At 68.4% G+C, this 14531-nt stretch carries 10 protein-coding genes and 1 pseudogene; 1 reads left to right on the top strand and 10 read right to left on the bottom strand.

Annotated elements, in window-relative coordinates; all coding sequences use genetic code 11:
• Window positions 1-52 precede the first annotated feature (52 nt).
• Both OG780_RS06470 and OG780_RS06465 read right to left on the bottom strand, forming a co-directional pair.
• The gene (locus tag OG780_RS06470) at window positions 53-829 is read right to left on the bottom strand and encodes a hypothetical protein (RefSeq protein ID WP_328445580.1); all 777 of its coding nucleotides are present in this window, start codon (window positions 827-829) and stop codon (window positions 53-55) included.
• 490 nt (window positions 830-1319) lie between these two features.
• Window positions 1320-1922 carry a hypothetical protein gene (locus tag OG780_RS06465; RefSeq protein ID WP_328445579.1) on the bottom strand — a complete coding sequence of 201 codons (603 nt, stop codon included), beginning with the start codon at window positions 1920-1922 and terminating at the stop codon, window positions 1320-1322.
• 516 nt (window positions 1923-2438) lie between these two features.
• Between OG780_RS06465 and OG780_RS06460 the strand changes: the two genes are divergently transcribed.
• Window positions 2439-2690 carry a hypothetical protein gene (locus OG780_RS06460; protein WP_328445578.1) on the top strand — a complete coding sequence of 84 codons (252 nt, stop codon included), beginning with the start codon at window positions 2439-2441 and terminating at the stop codon, window positions 2688-2690.
• Here OG780_RS06460 and OG780_RS06455 read toward each other — a convergent pair.
• The 8 genes and pseudogenes from OG780_RS06455 to OG780_RS06425 form a co-directional block, all read right to left on the bottom strand.
• The gene (locus OG780_RS06455) at window positions 2642-3133 is read right to left on the bottom strand and encodes a hypothetical protein (RefSeq protein WP_328445577.1); all 492 of its coding nucleotides are present in this window, start codon (window positions 3131-3133) and stop codon (window positions 2642-2644) included. The genes OG780_RS06460 and OG780_RS06455 overlap by 49 nt on opposite strands.
• 788 nt (window positions 3134-3921) lie before the next feature.
• Complete coding sequence (locus OG780_RS06450) at window positions 3922-4377, bottom strand: hypothetical protein (RefSeq protein ID WP_328445575.1); 456 nt, start codon at window positions 4375-4377, stop codon at window positions 3922-3924.
• Window positions 4378-4419: 42 nt separating this feature from the next.
• A pseudogene (locus tag OG780_RS44575) lies at window positions 4420-4757 on the bottom strand (IS982 family transposase); the annotation flags it as partial.
• A 66-nt stretch (window positions 4758-4823) separates the two neighbouring features.
• A complete protein-coding gene (locus tag OG780_RS06445; RefSeq protein WP_328445573.1) occupies window positions 4824-5186 on the bottom strand; it encodes a hypothetical protein in 363 nt (120 codons plus the stop codon).
• Window positions 5155-5877: a DUF7919 family protein gene (locus tag OG780_RS06440; RefSeq protein WP_328445571.1), complete on the bottom strand. Its 723-nt coding sequence runs from the start codon at window positions 5875-5877 to the stop codon at window positions 5155-5157. The genes OG780_RS06445 and OG780_RS06440 overlap by 32 nt, the downstream gene beginning before the upstream one ends.
• A gap of 109 nt (window positions 5878-5986) precedes the next feature.
• Window positions 5987-6277 (bottom strand): hypothetical protein, encoded by a 291-nt coding sequence (locus tag OG780_RS06435; RefSeq protein ID WP_328445569.1) that lies wholly within the window; start codon window positions 6275-6277, stop codon window positions 5987-5989.
• Window positions 6278-6536: 259 nt separating this feature from the next.
• On the bottom strand, window positions 6537-6899 hold the full coding sequence (locus OG780_RS06430) for a hypothetical protein (RefSeq protein ID WP_261706652.1): 363 nt from the start codon (window positions 6897-6899) through the stop codon (window positions 6537-6539).
• Window positions 6900-7025: 126 nt separating this feature from the next.
• Window positions 7026-14321 carry an RHS repeat domain-containing protein gene (locus OG780_RS06425; RefSeq protein ID WP_328445564.1) on the bottom strand — a complete coding sequence of 2432 codons (7296 nt, stop codon included), beginning with the start codon at window positions 14319-14321 and terminating at the stop codon, window positions 7026-7028.
• Window positions 14322-14531 lie beyond the last annotated feature (210 nt).

Below are 14531 nucleotides of genomic sequence, written 5' to 3'. Positions count from 1 at the left end.
AGTGCGGCACCCGGGTGAGTTGCTCACTGGGAGCCACACCGCCCATGCATGATCAGTTGGAGCGGACGCTGTCACCCTCGGTGTGCACGTCGGGCCCTCCACCTCGTACGGGTTCCACGCCGGGCGGTGGGACGGGGCGGCACCAAATGGTCATCACCACATCGTGGTTCAGCGAGTCGTCGACGTTGCGATGCAGGGCGAGATCGACGATGCGATCGTCGGCGGGCCTGTAGGGGCGGCCCGGATCCGGTATGCCGAGCAGCGGCCCCAGAGCGTCGATCGCGGGCTTCCAGAGAGTCGACCAGTTGCGTCTGGCGGACAGACGGAAGCAGAGCACGAGGTGCAGCGGCCCGTCCGGATACGGCTCCGGCTGTGCCGCCCGGCATGCCTGATGGATGGTCTCCTTCCACGCGGGCGAGGTGGCGGACACGCTGGTGCGTACGGAAAGCAGGGGTGGCATGGCGGCGCGGCCGGGGTCCGCCGGCGCGGCCGGTCCGATGGCGATCGTGGAGGAGGCGGCATGGCGTTTGCGGGCGAAGACGGCGTCGAAGCGGCCGGCCCCGAATGTGCGCGCCAGGGGGAAGAGATAGTTGTCGAGGTCGTGACCGCCGCGGGTGAGCACGATGTGGTCGCCGAGACCCACGTCGAGCGCCAGGGCCAGGCGGGTGGCGTCCGCGGCGGCAGCGGGACCGACCAGGGCCGTGACGGAGTCCAGGTGGGCGCGCAGACGCTGTTGACTCGGGTGTCCGGTCGCGTCCCAGCTCTCCAGGACGGGCGGCCGCGCCAGCCGGACGGGCGTGACAGCGGGTGGCGAGAACAGTGTGGGCACGCGGTCCAGTGTTCCAGTGTCCCTGCGGCGGCTGGACGGGGACGGCGGCGGGGCCTCACCCGAGCCTGTCGCCTCGCCGCGGACTTCATTGCCCCGCCCGGACAGCGGCCGCCGTTCAGTGCTCGGCGCAGCAGCAGAACGAACCGCGGCACGTGTAGCACCGTGGACGCCCGATGCACCGGCACGACTGCCCGCAGTTCACGGACTCGGTGTGCCACTTCACCTCGTCCGGGTTGCTCAAGTCGTACGCGGCGCGGCAGTCCCGGCAGGCAACCCACCCGGGCTGGAGGTCTTCACCACCTGACTTCGGGGGCGGCGCCACGGCCGACTGCGACTCGAGGCCCCGCCCCGGGGCCGCGGTCTCGTCCTCGAAGAGCCGAAACGCCTCCGAGTCGCTCCACTGGTCGGACATGGCCACATCCTCCCAGACGGCCGCCGTCCCGACGCCGTGCCGTCGTCGATCCACCACCCATCGCTCGGACTTCGGACCCTAGGACAGGTGGAGGTCGATGCCCTCGACGGCGGAGATCGAGCCGCTTTCGTCGATCGTGACGCGGACGAACGGACGCTGGGTCAAGTCGTCGTCCCATCCCAAGCCGCCGTGGTCGTCGGCCCCCGCGAGGCCGGCCGGGGTGATGGACATCCGCTTGTCGGAGGGCTCCAGCCAGTACCAGGCGGAGAAGCCCTCGGCCAGGGGCCGCAGTTGCAATTTCTTCACTTCCGGGTCGTCCACCGGGTACAGGTAACCGGTTCCTTCCGGCGGCACGGTGCTCGTGCAGTCGGCATCGCTCGGCGGGCACAGAACGGCGCGGTGGTATGCCACCGTGTGCCCGCCCCTGGTCCCGGAGATCGAGTCGAGCAGCGCGAGTTCGGTGCGCGGCCGAGGCGCGTCGGCCGCGGCTGTTGCCTCGGCGGTGGCGCCGGCGGTTGCTGCGGTGGCGGTGGCTTCGGGTATCGAGGACGAGGGCGCCGACGCGGTCGGCCTCGCGCCGCCCTTCGCGTCCCCCGACGCCCCGCCTCCCATCGCGGGCCCACATGCAGAGGTCAGGAGGGCGATGACGGCGGCGGGTCCGGCCAGGAGAGTTCTACGCATGACGCTTTCCGGGAGTGAAGGGGCATCCGGCGACTGCCGACATAGCAGCAAGAGTAGGATTGCAAGATCAAATACACCATTCCTTCACCTTCGTGATGTGGATCACCACAAACTGCCGAACCTGGCCCCATCATGCGAGGTCATCGAGGCGAACGGCCGGGCCGGCGAGCGGGAGCGCCCGCCGTGCCGGGGCTCGACGCAGATCACCGGGTCGGCGCTGGGGTCGCAGTTCTCGGACTCCCTCGGTGGATCGGCGCACATGCGTCGCGTCCCAGGGGCGTCGACACGCGGCGTCCCAAGTCGCAGGTCACGTCGGTGAGATGACAGCGGGACGCTTCCCTGGCCCCTTTGTACACTGCTCGGCGCTGGCCGACTGCATACGGTTGCGTGGGGCGTCGACCGGAGTCGACGTCCGTGTTTCCGGATTCCGGGGGAGTCCAGAAACGCAATCGACCGAAAGGGAAAACAGGGGGAACAGGCATGCGTGTCAAGCGCATTGCTCAAACCGTAGGAGCGATGACGCTCGCACCGCTCCTCGTGCTGGCCACGAGCGTGGCGGCTCACGCCGACTCGGACGTTCACTGGACCCACAAGCCGGACAACAAGTGCCTGGAGCCGGGCTGCAACTGGGCAGGCGCGCCGGACGACGTCGCGGTCCATAGCTGTCACAACACCGTCGCCTTCTGGCGCGACGTGCACCAGAGAGACGGAAGCTCCGTCTACACGCACGAGCGCAACGACGGAAACGTCCACCGACTCTGGTCGTGACGGACTGAGGGTCTGACCGCCCGACATCCCGCGCGTCCCATGGGGTGAGACGGGCCCTGGTGACCAGAGCCCGTCCACGTCTTCGTCGGCGAGGACAGTCCCTCGCCGGGCGCCCACATGGGGTCCCAGGCGCCCGGGGTCGCGTACCGGCCCGCAAGGCTGATCCGCCGGCCGGCGCGGACCTGCTCAGCGCTGAAGCCCTCCACGCCGCAGGCTTCCGCGAACTTGTGCAGGTCGAAGTCGGGATCCTTGTGACCGAGCACCTGCGCGACGACGAGCATGGCGTTGGCACGGACCTTGTTCGCCTGCTCGCGGGTAGGACCTCGCTGGCGCCGATCGGTGCTCCGCCGGTGCCCGGCCCGGTCCGCCCGGTACGGGGTGTCCGACCAGTCGTGGTTGTTGATCTCGACCGCGAACTCCAGTGCCAGGCGGTCCAGAGCCATGGGGCTCCCCTTTCGTGAGCCGGCCGCCCGGTCGCGGCGACTACGTCGAGCTTGGCGCACGCTGCCTCGTCCGGGAGTCCTCCCGCCCGGCCGTGAGTGACGCGAATCTCGGTGCGGCTCGGGGCGCCGGTCCCTAGCCTGGTCACGCCTCTCGGCCGCGGACGAAGTCGACGACTCGTGCGGAGACCTCCGGACCCGACGGGCGAACCGTGAGCCGGCTCGGTGAGCGGTCGGCGCAAGTCCCTCGACGACGGACGCGCGTTGGCCGCAGAGAGAGCCGTTGTAGGCTGAGAACCGCCCTTGACCTGCACCAAGTGGGCAGGGAGCTGACCTTCCGGAGTTGCCTCATGCTGCGCACCATGGTCAAGTCCAAGATCTAGCGTCTGAGCGTTTCCCCAGGTCAGAGACCTGATTTCTGACCTCGGGTCAGCAAATGGTCAGCTTCAGGCCGGACGGTGTCCGGCTTGCTGAGCTGCATCGCGGCAGGGACCTGCTGCCGCGCCCTGCGCCCTGCCTGGAAGGGTTGATACGTGGCTCGACAGCTCGATCGTGGGATCGGGCCGCTCTTCAAGGAATGCGGATGTTCCAGGCCGACCCGCTGCCTGCACCCGTACACGATTCGGTTCAAGGACGCTCTCGGCAAGTAGCGTGAAGAGGCCAGTTACGGCATGCAGAATGGCGCGATCGAGCGCTTGGCGCAGGGCTACGGAGAGAGAAAGAAGACGGCGCCATCGATTGCCGAGGGCCGCGGCGAACGGCAGGCGGGTGGTTCGGGCGCGGATCTTCTCCTACGACGGTGGGGGCGGCAGTGCCGCCAGGTCGCGTACGACGGCCGGGTTGCGGTGGGTGAGGAAGGTGTCCAGCGCTCCTTCGGAGGCGGATCCGTCGAGGGCCAGGACCGGTTCGCGGCGCACCGTGGCGAGCAGGAACCCGAGCACCATCGTGGTCGTGGCGCGGCCGCTGTAGTGGTAGGCGCCGATCAGGGCCAGGCGTTTGCTGTGCGGCAGGGGTTCCCGCAGCCGCACCACCCGGGTTTCGGCTTCGCGGCGGGCGGCGCCGAAGCGCGGGAGGCGCAGTGCGGGGGGTGCTCCGCCGGTGACTGCGGGCGGTGGTGTGAGCGGCACGGGCTCAGCCGGGCTCTCCTGGACTGCCGGTGGCCGTGGGCCGCCCAGTTGGATACGGGTGCGGGCGACGTACCGGGCGAGCATCTCGGCGATCTCGCTCGCCGCGGGGCGCCGCTTCATCGGGACCGATACAGGAGTTCAGAGCCGAGGTGGCGTTCTCACGGCGGCCGGGGCCGGCATGCGCTGGATAACGCGGACGGCGACGCTCTCTACGGCGTGCCCGTCGTGTTGTTCTCGGTCTAATCGGCCTTTGAGGGTGTCGCTGACCGACTCGAACAGATGGCGGATGCTGAGCATCGGCTCGTCCGGCCGCAGGATCTCCTTCTTCCCCGACGGGCGCAGCAGCGTGATGCCCTGTTCGGACAGTGACAGCTTGAAGCCCTTTGAGGCAGAGCCCTTGTCGCTGATCAGCAGGAGGCCGGTCGCTCGCGCATCAGATCGGCATCGACCTCCAGCATCGCGGTGGGTACCTCGCGCTCACCGAGCTTCGCACCCGTCAGCACTCACAGCATCGGCATCCCGGCGCGTGCGGAGCATCGGACAGGACCGCCAGGAAGGGATTGCCGTCAGCGTCCGCGAGGGCGCCGGGAGATCACCTGGGGGAGGTCGCCGGCCTTCCAGTAGCCGTCGAGAATCTTGAGCAGGCGCTCGGGGTCGCGGAAGATCTCTGGGACGCGGTCGCCGTATTCGTCGAGGAGAGGGTCGCTCTCCACCATCTTGCGGCCGGCGCCGACGAAGGACGACGAGTAGGCGTGGCAGTTGCCGCACCAGAGGTAGGTGATCCACGCGGGTTCGGTCCGGCCCAGCTTCTCGCGGAAGTACAGGCGCATGGTGACATGGCCGCAGGTCGGACAGGTGCGCTCGGCCACGGGAAGGTGCAGTTGGGCGCCGAGCGCCTCACGATGCTGCTGGTCGTAGGGGCGGGGCATGGGACCGGGACCTCTCTGGAAAATTCGGGGCGGCCGTCGAGCGGGTCGGCCGCGGTGGGAGGTGATCCCACCGCGGCCGACCCGGCGGCGATTCAGCGCACTGACGCGGAGTCACGTGGCGGTCCGGCCAGGTGTCAGCCGCTGCCGGAGATCTCGCGCCACATCGTCCGACCGAAGTACCTCGGCGTCTCCTCGGTTCCCGTGTCGCCGAGAAACCGCGTGCGTTTCTGACGGCAGGTCTCGTGGAGCAGCTGCTGAGCCGGCCTCCGGTGGCACTACGCCATTTCCCGTCGGGCCAGCGCCTTCGGACCTCGGACCGCACGGCATCGATGAACTCGACAGGCGGTCCGTAGAGGTGGTCGACGATGTAGTGGATGATCAGGTTCGGGGCGACGTAGAGCGCTCCGTCGTCCGAGACGGCCCTGATCTCGGCGTGGCCGAGGCGGTAGTCGACATTCGCCCGCGCGGAGGTCACCGAGTGTTCGGTGTACTCCTGGCACAGCGTGCACGAGTGCCAGCCCTGGCTCCTGCGCTGTCGTAGTGAACCGAGATCGATGATGTCCGCGAGGTCTTCCTCGGAAACCTCGTCGATGTTGTAGTCGAAGCCGTCCTCCAGCCAGCCGATGGTGAGGCCCTCGGGCTCTTCGTATTCGATGAAGTCGTAGAGCGAGAAATCCGCGTAGTAGGTCATGTCGCTTCTCGGGTGAGGCGCCGGGCGCCGCGGCGAAGCCGCGTGGCCGCGTTCGGCGCGGCGCCCGTCCGGGTCACCTCGGTGCTGGACTGCTCGGCACATTGTCACGTCAGTTCTCGTCTTCGACGATGGACCAGCCCTTTGCCGTCATGCGGCTTCGCAGGTCCTCGATCCCTCGTCGTGAAGGCTTGTTGCCTGTGCGGGCATCGGCCGCCTCGTTTCGGGCGACATGTGGATCCAGGCCGAAGGCCGCGTGCACGGCCACTCCCAGATTCCTCTCCGACAGCACGTCGGAAAGGATCACCAGGAGGGGGTGGTAGTCATCGTCGTCCACCCCGTCGGGAAAGACCTCGACGAGTTCTCGCACGACCTCCGCCAACTCGGGGTTGTCCTCCAACATCATTACCCCTTCCGGGAACTCGGCGGATGGGCAATAACGTCGGGGACGACCCGGACCTGCCCCAGCAGGTTTGAAACCATGCCCGCTTCATCGGGACCGGTCCACCCGGAGCTCACGCACCGGTTTGGCATCGGCCTCCAGCATCGCGGCCGGCACCTCACGCTCGCCGAGCTTCGCTCCCGCCGGCACGCACAGCATGCGCGTCCCGGCGGGTGCGGAGCGTCGGGCAGCACCACCAGGAAAGGATCGCCGCCAGCCGTCAGCGTCCGCGGGGGCGCCGGGAGACCACTTGGGGGAGGCTGCCGGCTTTCCAGTAGCCGTCGAGGATCTTGAGGAGTCGTTCGGGGTCGTTGAAGACCTCAGAGATCCGGTCGCCGTATTCCGCGAGGAGAGGGTCGTTTTCGACCATCTCGCGGCGGGCGTTCGTGAACGACGACGAGTAGGCGTGGCAATTGCCGCACCACAGGTAGTTGATCCATGACGGATCGGTCCGGCCGTACTCCTCGTGGTGATAGTTGCGCAGCCCGACATGGCCGCAGACCGGGCAGGTCCGCTCCGTCACCGGAAGGTGCAGTTGCGCGAAGAGCGCCTCACGATGGTGTTCGTCGTAGGGGCGGAGCATTCAGGAGACCTTTCTGAGGTATACGGGGGACCCGGTCTGCCGCAGCGGGACAGCCTCCCACCGCGGCAGACGGACGATATGCCGGGACGACCGATATGGCGCCGGGCCGACCGGCTGGTCAAGGCATCATCGGCCTCTTGATATCTTGCGCCACATCATCTGGCCGAACGCCTCGGCATTTTTCTCGGTTCCGGTGTCCCCGAAGTTGGCCATGCGGTTCTGGTGGTAGGTCTCGTGGAAGAACGTCACCACGGCCTCCTTCATGTTTCGCAGGCCCAAGTTCGAGATCTCGATGATCGGCAGACCGTTCCGGCCAAGATGGGGGCGGTCGCTGTACTTGGGCGAGGGTCCCAAGGAGTGTGGGCTGTTTCCCTCGGCCAGACGACCGGTGTTGAGATCGATGATCTTCTCTTTGTGGACGACATCGTACTTGTCCCACTCGGAGCGGTAACCGGCCCGGGACAGATACTGCTTGAGCCTGCCGAGGCTCACCACCGTCCCCTGCGGGTAGTAGTCCGGCTTCTTGTCGGGCTTGCTGCGATAGGCGTTGCCTTGCTCGGGCTCCGGACTCGGCTCGTTCCCGCTCCGGGCGGGGGACTTGCCACTGCCTCCCGGTTCCTTGCCGCCCTTGCCCGTGCCCGCTTTCGGCGTTGACGGTGCGTCACTGTTCTTGGGCGTCGTGGGCGCGGGGTCGGCCGGAGTGGTGGTGGGAAGGTCTCCCGAGAGCAGCCTCTTGACCGCTCCGACGAGGTCCTCGCCGTCCGCCATCGCGAGCCTGACCGCCTTGACGGCCTTGACTCCACCACTGACCAGCTTGTAGGCGCCGTAGCCGTCGACGGCGAGCGTGCCGACCACGCCGGTCCACTGACCGGCGACATACGATTTCGACCCGGTGTCGACGCCGAAGAGGTTGGCCAGCGGGTGGTCGTCGACGTAACCGGTGTGGCCGAGCTGGATCGGGGTCTCGTTCGAGTAGCCCGTCCAGCTGTTGAACAACTGGTTGTCGCCGTTGGCGACGCCGGCGAACCCGTTCCAGCCGTCGGAGAGCTTGTTGACACTCCACTGCCACGGGTCTCCGACGAAACTGTCGCCCACACCGCAGAAGAAGCCGCCGATCGAGCTGCCCCAACCGGAGAACCAGGACAGGCCGTTGGGGTCGCTACCGGAAACGGGGTTGTCGGCCCCGTAGCCATAGCCGCCCATCTGGTTCGGGTCGCCGCTCTCGAAGAGCGGGTCGACCGACAGGAAGCGGCCGGTGACCGGGTCGTAGTTGCGTACTCCGAGGAGGTTCAGGCCGGAGGTGGCGTCGGCCGGCTTGCCCAGGTAGCCGTGGTTGTCGGCCCATCCGGTGGGCGCGGGACCGCGCGGGTTGCCGTAGGGGTCGAAGGCGCGCCGCGTGATGGCCAGGGTGCCGCCGTCCACCTGGAGTTGGGCGGTTCCCTGCGGGGTGGTCGGCTGGTAACTGATGCCGCCCTTGCTGGAGCGGACCGTCACCGTGCCGTCAGGGGCGCAGTAGTAGCGCAGTCCGGTGACGGCTTTGGTGGTGGTGTCGAGGCTGAGTTGTTCGATGCCGCCGAAGAGGTAGAGCGTGTTGTTGCCCGGCCCGCGCTGGATCAGCAACTGGCCGTCGGCGTCGTAGAGGTAGCCCGTCTTCTTGCCGTCGGTGGTGGTGGCGGAGGTCAGACCCTCCTCGTTGTACTCGATCCCCTGACTGCCCGGGCGGGCTCCGGTGGTGGTCCGGGTCTTCGTGTTGCCCGCGTCGTCGTACTCCGGGGTCAGCACGGAGGTGCCGGTGGCGGGGTTGCGGGTGGTGACGGTGGACACCGCGTTGGGCCGCTTGGCGGGAGCCGTGCCGGCGCCCGGGTAGGCGAGCGTCTGGGTGGTGTCCTTGGCCGCGTCGCCGGTCACATCGTGCGCGACCTGCTGGGTGCGGTCACCGAGCTGGTTGAACTGCCAGTCGGTCCAGTACGGGGCCGGTCCGCCGATGGTCGCTGAGGACGGGGACGAGGTGGCGCACCGGGCGAGCTGGCCCGCGATGGGCTTGGTGAGGCCCTTGGTGTCCGTCCAGGCCGTGGTCAGCCGGTCCTGTGCGTCGTAGGTGAAGCACTGGGTGTCGGCGGTCCGGTCCGCGCCGCCGCTTGAGTGGATGTCGGAGACCGCGGTGATGTTGCCGGCCTGGTCGTAGCCGTAGGTGGTGTCGGAGATCGGGTTGGCGGTGTTGGTCTGCAGGGTGACCCGGTTGGTGGCGAGCCTGCCCGTCGCCTGGTCGTAGGTCTGCGCGGTGCGCAGCTGCTTCGACGGGGTGCCGACGGTGGTCTGGAGTACCTCCCCGAGCGGGCTGTAGTTGACCGTGGCGACGTACGGTCGGCTGGGCGAGCCCATGCTGACCAGGCCGCCTTCGAGGTTGTAGCCGTAGCCGACGGTCTCGGCGGGAAGGCCTCCGTCGGCGCCGTACGTGGTCGCCGCCGTCAGACCGACGGTCTCGGTGTAGGAAGCCTTGGCGGTGTAGGTGCCCGCCAGCGCGCCCTCGGTGGCCGGGATCACGGTCGAGGTGCTGGCCGGCTGCCCGACCGCGTTGTACGAATCGATCTTCTGGACGTAGGCACTGCCGTTCTTGCCGCCGACGTAACGGGTGGACGTAACGGGCAGGCCTTTGCCGAGCTCGTCGTAGGTCCACTCAGCCAGCAGCTTGGACGGATCCGTCGTGCCGTCGCCCGAGTACTCGGCCTTCCGGCGGCCCAGCAGGTCGTGAGTGAACGACAAGGTTTGTTTGCGGGCGTCGGTCGTGCGGTCCAGCCGCCCGAGCGCGTCATAGTGCGAGGTGGACGTGCCGGTGCCCGGGTCGGTCCGGGAGACCACGCGGCCCTGCAGGTCGTAGTCGTAGGACCATGCGTTGCCCACCGAATCCTTGACGGTGTCGACCTGTCCCGCGGGCGTGTAGGTGTAGCGGGTGGTGATGTCCGCGGCCGCAGCCTTGTCGGCGGTCCCGGTCGACCAGAGCACGGTGTTCGACGCGTCGTACACCGCGACGTTGTCGTCGGACTGCACCTTCAGGTAGCCGCCGGTGTGGCCCGACGTCTTACTGGACCACAGGGCGGTCTTGCCGGTGGCGTCCATGACCGCGAAGTTGCCGTCGGTCTGCATGACGGCGTACGCGCCCGGCTTGCCGGCCGTGTCGGACGACCACAGCACCTTGTCGCCGGCCAACGCGGTCAGCACCAGGTTGCCGTCGGCCTGCATGGCCAGTCGGACACCGGCGGAGACCAGCGAGGTGCCCGAGGCCAGTTTGCCGCCACCGGCGAGCTTGCGGTCCGGTGTGGCGTCGCGCACCACCGTGGAGGTGGTCCGGCCGAGGGCGTCGGTGTAGGTCGAGGTGGCCTTGCCGCCCTGCGGCGGCGTGCTGTCGACCCGGTCGACGCCCCGGTAGTCCGTCGAGGACTGGAACAGGGTGCTGGCGAAGGAGACCATCGTGTTGGTGACCGGCCTGCCCTGCCCGTCGTACGACGTGCGTGTCACCGAAGGGCCGGTGCGGTTGGTCTCCGTCCACATCGTGCTGCCTGGGGCGTGATCCGCGTCGGAGTACGCCGCGATGGCGGAGACGGCCCAGCCGTGCGAGTCGTAGTAGGTCGAGGAGATGAGCCGTCCGGCCGAGTTGTCTGCCGGGGTCGACTGGGTCTGGCGGGGCTGCAGCGTGCCGTCGTAGATGGTGACGGAGGTGCTGTAGGAGCCGTCCTCACGCAGGCCCTTGGTGGTGACCGAGGACGGGGTGGGGTTGTCGCCCGCGCCATGGACGTCGTAGCTGTACGTCCGGTCCGGGCTCTCACTGTCCTTGTCCCGGCCGGGGGACCAGACCTTCTCCCGTCGCCCGAGCGCGTCGTAGGTCGCGTCGGTGACCTGCTTGTTGGCGTCCACCGCGTGGGTGACCGAGCCGCGGCCCGGTGAGACCGTGCTGGTGGACGTCCACTTCAGCGGGTTCGTCGTGGACAGGGTGGTCGGCAGGATGCCCGAGGTGGGCTCGTACGACGTGGTCGTCGTGTTGCCCGCCGCGTCGGTGCTGCTTGCGACCCGGCCGTACTTGTCGTACGACATGCCGCCGAGCGTCTGGTACTTCGGGTCACCGCTAGCGTCGTACGACGTGACCGACTGGGTCGCGGTCACCAGGCCGAGCGAGTCACCGTTCTGGCCGAGCTTGCCCAGGGTGCCGACCTTGTCGACCGAACCGTCCCCGTCGTAGAAGATCCGCTTGTCGGAGAGGGCCGTGTCCTTGCCGGGTGCGGTGCCGCAGGATCCGGCGACGCTGATGGTCTCCTTGGGGTAGACCAGCATCATCGGGTTGTCGGCGGGCGCGTCGGCGTAGGTCGTGGTGGTGCAGGTCTCCTGCTTGGGCTTGGAGACGTCGCCCTCGTCGTCGACCTTCCAGATCCGCCCCTTGTCGTCGAAGGTCGTGCTGGTGCGGGTGGTCCGCCAGGTGCCGTCGGAGAGCAGGCCCATCGTGCGGGACGAGGTCGCCGATATCTGACGTGCCGTCATGTCCGGCAGGGTGGAGAGCTTGTCAGGCTTGGGGTCCTCGGACGTCCATGCCGTGCGGTCCCGGGAGGCGGTGACCTTGGATGTGGGCGGGGTGGTGAGGGTGCGGCCCACGACGGTGCCACCGGCCTTGGTGTAGGCCAGAGCCTGGTAGGGGGTACCTGCCAGCCAGGGGCTGTCGGTGATCTCCTCGTCCAGGGCGTTCTTGACCTTGACGCTGCGCCTGGACCCGTCGGACTTGTAGTCGCCGTCCATACCCTGGAGGTAGGAGACGGTGTTCTGGGTGATGGGGTCCGGTGCCGCGCCGGTGGTGGTGGTGACGGTGCGGAAGCCCCGGAAGTCGTTCCACGTCCGGTGCTTGTCGTCGGTCAGGTCCGAGTCGTCCCGGTGCCAGGCCGCGCCACCGCTGTAGGTGTAGTTGGTGACCTTGGCCGAGGAGCCCGCCTTGGTGCGGTCGCTGTCGGTGACCTGCGCGACGAGCGTCTTGTGGAACCAGTCCTTGATGGGCTCCATGCCGCCCGGGGTGTTCCAGAACACCGGGAAGCAGGCCATCGTGTTGCTGTCGGCCGAGTCCGGCATGTCCTTCTTCTCCCGCGAGCACTCCGGCGCGCGGTAGGTGACCGCGACCGACTCGCCGGTCTCGGTCTGCACGCTGGAGATCCGCGGGTGGAACAGCGGCGGGGCGGCCGGGGTCAGTCCGTCCACTCGGTTGTCCATCTCGATGCCGGCGAAGGTGACCGGGTCGAGGGCGATGGGCTTGTCACCGCCGGCCGAGGTGTCCTTGCCGGTGTGGACGATGGACGACAGCCACATCACCGACTGCAGCGAGCCGGTGCTCTTGGGGTCCTGGGTGTTGCCGGTGACCGGGTCGTAGGTGCCGCCCGCGTCCGAGAACACGTGCTTGAGGTCGTAGCTGTCGACGTCCTGCCAGCCGGAGGCGGTGCGGACCGAGGTGTCGACACCCTTGAGCCGGTACGTGGACCAGAAGGTCGGGCCGCTGATCAGGCAGACGCCGTCGGTGTCGTCGTCCTTGACCTTGCTCTTCCAGTCGGACTCACAGTGCAGGTCGTACGGGGTGTCCGGCCAGTCCTTCGCGGTTTTGGAGGAGAGGTTGTCCGCCTTGCAGACCGTGTCGGAGGTGGTGCAGCGCTGCGCGGTGCGGAAGACCACCTTGGCGGCCGGATCTCGGCCCGCCCTGGCGTCGGCGAGCTGGTAGCCGTACGAGATCTGGGTGAGGTGACCGCCGCGGACGTACTTGGTGATCTTGCCGCCCTTGTCGTCCTCGGCGACCTGGCCGTAGCCCATGTTGTAGTAGTTGGACTCGGTCGCCCAGTCGTAGCGCTGCACGTTGCCGTGCGGGTCGACGACGAAGTCCAGGTTGAACCGGTAGCCGACCGGCTTGTCGCACTGCGAGTCGTCGCCCTTGTCCGCGTCGTGGCAGGGATCACCCGACTTGGGGTGGTAGACCGGCACGCCCCAGGCGCTGTCGGTGGCGCTGTCGTCGGTGGTGCCGGGGGCGTGGTTCAGGCCCAGGTAGTAGGCGGTGCCGTCGGTCGTGGTGACCTTGAAGTACTCGCCGTCCCAAAGGCCGTTGGTCGCTCCGGTGAGCCGCTGGATCCGGGTGCCGTCGTCGGCCTGGAGGTGGTACTCGCCGTCCGAGTCACGGACCAGCCGGCCGTTGTGGGTGCCCAGCTGGATGGTGGCGTTCCAGCCGCCCCAGCACTCGTCACCGGAGTCCTTGATGCCCTGGTCCTTGCAGCTCTTGTAGGAGCGTTCGATGAACCCGGGGCTGTAGGACCAGCCGTCGCCGACCCAGGAGGACTGGGAGTTGCGGGCCGAGGTCTCGCCGTCGACCGACTGGGAGTCGTAGGACAGGCCGACGTTGGGTGCCTCACCGCCGAGGGAGGGTGGCACTGTGATCGGGTAGTTGTACGTGAAGGCGCCCGAGGCCGAGGAGGACCAGGCGCCCGAGGCGGACAGCGAGGTGGCGCCGAAGTCGCCCTGCGAACCGCTGCCGCCCGCCACCGCCGCGACCGCCACGCCCGAGGAGGCCAGGGAGGTACGGGAGGTACGGGCGGAGGGAACGGCGAGATGGCCGTTCGGCTTGGTGGCGGTTCCAGTGGGCACGGCGACGGTGCCGGTGATCTTCCGCGCCCGCGGATCGTTGACCGACTCCAGTGGCGTGCGGCTACGGCAGGACGCGATCCGAGGAGTCGTCAGGGCGCAGGCCGGCATGGCCACCAGGCGCAGCCGGGACGCCCAGCCACCGCCGTACGCCTGCTCGACGGCGCCGTAGTCCACCGAGACGGAGACGCCGCCGGCGCCTGAGCGGTGGTCGGCGCGCGACAGGCCGACCAGTAGACCGTCGACACCGGCCTTCTTCGCCTTTCCCCGGTCAGCAAGTCGCACCCGGATCGCACGGGCCGGCTCCACCGGCGCGCTCCGGCCGACGAGTGCGCGGGCGCGTCCACCGATCGCCGACGGTGCGGCTGGCGACAACGAGACGGGCAGCGAGGCGGCCTTCACCTTGCCACCCGCTGCGGCCGCGACGCGGCTGCGTACCGGGGGCGCCTGGCCGAGGTCGACGGTCGTGGTGCCGCCGACGGGCCACTTCGGGGCCCTCACCTCGTGATGGGCGAGCTTGTGGGCGCCGGGCGGCGGGGTGGGTTCCTCGAGGCCTGAGCTGTCCGCGGGATGTCCCGGGACCTGCGGCTGCTCGGGCAGCGGATCAGCCGCCCAGACCTCGTCCTTGTACTGGTAGCCGCCGACCACGACGTCGGCGACGGCCGGCTGAACGGCCAGTGAGAAGGCGGCGGTCGTGGCGACCCAGAGGGTCGCCCGCCTCAACCAGGCCCGTTTTTGGGCACCTTGGATTCCGCGCGGTCTTGCGCGCATGTGTGATCCCCCATGAGAAGAAGTCCAGAAGCCGTATTGCAGTGGTCAACTGACGGCCTATCTGGTCAGATTGGAACCGTATTGCCATGCCATGCGTGCAGCAATACCCTTTCTCACCGGTCGCATTGATCACAGCCCTCACACAGGCCCCTCATGGGAGCTTCACAGCAGGGTGCGATGCGAAGAATCACCGCAATTCCGACACGCGAC

The organism is Streptomyces sp. NBC_00386 (genome assembly GCF_036063235.1).
Classification (GTDB): Bacteria; Actinomycetota; Actinomycetes; order Streptomycetales; family Streptomycetaceae; genus Streptomyces.
The sequence above is the reverse complement of the archived record's forward strand: the minus strand, read 5'-3'. Positions and strand labels throughout refer to the sequence as shown.

Coding starts and splice junctions, on each gene's coding strand:
- OG780_RS06430 (WP_261706652.1), bottom strand. CDS start 6,899: ATGCTCCGCCCCTACGACGAACACCATCGTGAGGCGCTCTTCGCGCAA.
- OG780_RS06435 (WP_328445569.1), bottom strand. CDS start 6,277: ATGTTGGAGGACAACCCCGAGTTGGCGGAGGTCGTGCGAGAACTCGTC.
- OG780_RS06460 (WP_328445578.1), top strand. CDS start 2,439: ATGACGCTCGCACCGCTCCTCGTGCTGGCCACGAGCGTGGCGGCTCAC.
- OG780_RS06445 (WP_328445573.1), bottom strand. CDS start 5,186: ATGCCCCGCCCCTACGACCAGCAGCATCGTGAGGCGCTCGGCGCCCAA.
- OG780_RS06455 (WP_328445577.1), bottom strand. CDS start 3,133: ATGGCTCTGGACCGCCTGGCACTGGAGTTCGCGGTCGAGATCAACAAC.
- OG780_RS06425 (WP_328445564.1), bottom strand. CDS start 14,321: ATGCGCGCAAGACCGCGCGGAATCCAAGGTGCCCAAAAACGGGCCTGG.
- OG780_RS06465 (WP_328445579.1), bottom strand. CDS start 1,922: ATGCGTAGAACTCTCCTGGCCGGACCCGCCGCCGTCATCGCCCTCCTG.
- OG780_RS06450 (WP_328445575.1), bottom strand. CDS start 4,377: ATGAAGCGGCGCCCCGCGGCGAGCGAGATCGCCGAGATGCTCGCCCGG.
- OG780_RS06440 (WP_328445571.1), bottom strand. CDS start 5,877: ATGACCTACTACGCGGATTTCTCGCTCTACGACTTCATCGAATACGAA.